Annotated in this window: 2 rRNA genes (1 of these 2 cut by a window edge); both read left to right on the forward strand. The window is 54.9% G+C overall.

Annotated elements, in window-relative coordinates:
• Nucleotides 1-176: 176 nt before the first annotated feature.
• Nucleotides 177-1694, forward strand: a 16S ribosomal RNA gene (locus ACZYZ7_RS31760).
• Nucleotides 1695-2085: 391 nt separating this feature from the next.
• A 23S ribosomal RNA gene (locus ACZYZ7_RS31765) occupies nt 2086-2416 on the forward strand; it runs 2582 nt beyond the window's last position.
• Together the 16S and 23S rRNA genes form the textbook arrangement of a ribosomal RNA operon.

The following is a 2416-nucleotide window of genomic DNA, read 5'->3' on the forward strand; positions in this document are numbered from 1 at the left end:
TGTTGTTTGAGAACTCAATAGTGTGTTTGGTGGTTTTTGTTTGTTGTTTTTTGGCCACGCTCTTTTTCCCGTTTAGGGTGTGGTTGTTTGTTTTTTTGATGCCAGTTTGTTGGTGTCTTTTGTTTTGATCGGATTTTTCTGATTCGAATTCTGCCTGTCTTTGGATGGGAAGTTTTTGTTTGGAGAGTTTGATTCTGGCTCAGGACGAACGCTGGCGGCGTGCTTAACACATGCAAGTCGAACGGAAAGGCCCTTCGGGGTACTCGAGTGGCGAACGGGTGAGTAACACGTGGGTGATCTGCCCTGCACTTTGGGATAAGCCTGGGAAACTGGGTCTAATACCGAATATGACCATGCTCTTCATGGAGTGTGGTGGAAAGCTTTTGCGGTGTGGGATGGGCCCGCGGCCTATCAGCTTGTTGGTGGGGTAATGGCCTACCAAGGCGACGACGGGTAGCCGGCCTGAGAGGGTGACCGGCCACACTGGGACTGAGATACGGCCCAGACTCCTACGGGAGGCAGCAGTGGGGAATATTGCACAATGGGCGCAAGCCTGATGCAGCGACGCCGCGTGAGGGATGACGGCCTTCGGGTTGTAAACCTCTTTCAATAGGGACGAAGCGCAAGTGACGGTACCTATAGAAGAAGGACCGGCCAACTACGTGCCAGCAGCCGCGGTAATACGTAGGGTCCGAGCGTTGTCCGGAATTACTGGGCGTAAAGAGCTCGTAGGTGGTTTGTCACGTTGTTCGTGAAAACTCACAGCTTAACTGTGGGCGTGCGGGCGATACGGGCAGACTAGAGTACTGCAGGGGAGACTGGAATTCCTGGTGTAGCGGTGGAATGCGCAGATATCAGGAGGAACACCGGTGGCGAAGGCGGGTCTCTGGGCAGTAACTGACGCTGAGGAGCGAAAGCGTGGGGAGCGAACAGGATTAGATACCCTGGTAGTCCACGCCGTAAACGGTGGGTACTAGGTGTGGGTTTCCTTCCTTGGGATCCGTGCCGTAGCTAACGCATTAAGTACCCCGCCTGGGGAGTACGGCCGCAAGGCTAAAACTCAAAGAAATTGACGGGGGCCCGCACAAGCGGCGGAGCATGTGGATTAATTCGATGCAACGCGAAGAACCTTACCTGGGTTTGACATGCACAGGACGCCAGTAGAGATATTGGTTCCCTTGTGGCCTGTGTGCAGGTGGTGCATGGCTGTCGTCAGCTCGTGTCGTGAGATGTTGGGTTAAGTCCCGCAACGAGCGCAACCCTTGTCTCATGTTGCCAGCACGTAATGGTGGGGACTCGTGAGAGACTGCCGGGGTCAACTCGGAGGAAGGTGGGGATGACGTCAAGTCATCATGCCCCTTATGTCCAGGGCTTCACACATGCTACAATGGCCGGTACAAAGGGCTGCGATGCCGTGAGGTGGAGCGAATCCTTTCAAAGCCGGTCTCAGTTCGGATCGGGGTCTGCAACTCGACCCCGTGAAGTCGGAGTCGCTAGTAATCGCAGATCAGCAACGCTGCGGTGAATACGTTCCCGGGCCTTGTACACACCGCCCGTCACGTCATGAAAGTCGGTAACACCCGAAGCCGGTGGCCTAACCCTTGTGGAGGGAGCCGTCGAAGGTGGGATCGGCGATTGGGACGAAGTCGTAACAAGGTAGCCGTACCGGAAGGTGCGGCTGGATCACCTCCTTTCTAAGGAGCACCACGAGACCTGGGCCGGCCCCGCAGATCGCGGGATCAGCTGAGCTTTCAGGCGATTCGTTGGATGGCCTCACACCTGTAGTGGGTGGGGGTCTGGTGCAAATAACAAACTTGACGTGGGATGCGGGAAAGCATCTGCGGAAAATCATCGGACACACTATTGGGCTTTGAGACAACAGGCCCGTTTTTCCCTGGCCCCTGTGTGGGGTGGGAGGCGTGTTGTTGCTCCATCTTTGGTGGTGGGGTGTGGTGTTTGATTTGTGGATAGTGGTTGCGAGCATCTAGCACGCGAAATGTGTGGTCTCACTCCTTGTGGGTGGGGCCTGGTTTTGTGTGCGATTGATGTGCAATTTCTTTTGAAACTCATTTTTTGGTTTTTGTGTTGTAAGTGTTTAAGGGCGCATGGTGGATGCCTTGGCACTGGGAGCCGATGAAGGACGTTGGAGGCTGCGATATGCCTCGGGGAGCTGCCAACCGAGCGTTGATCCGAGGATGTCCGAATGGGGAAACCCAGCACGAGTGATGTCGTGTTACCTGTATCTGAATACATAGGGTGCAGGAGGGAACGCGGGGAAGTGAAACATCTCAGTACCCGTAGGAAGAGAAAACAAAAGTGATTCCGTGAGTAGTGGCGAGCGAAAGCGGAGGATGGCTAAACCGTATGCATGTGATACCGGGTAGGGGTTGTGTGTGCGGGGTTGTGGGACCTGTTT

Source organism: Mycobacterium sp. IDUB_17, assembly GCF_055419465.1.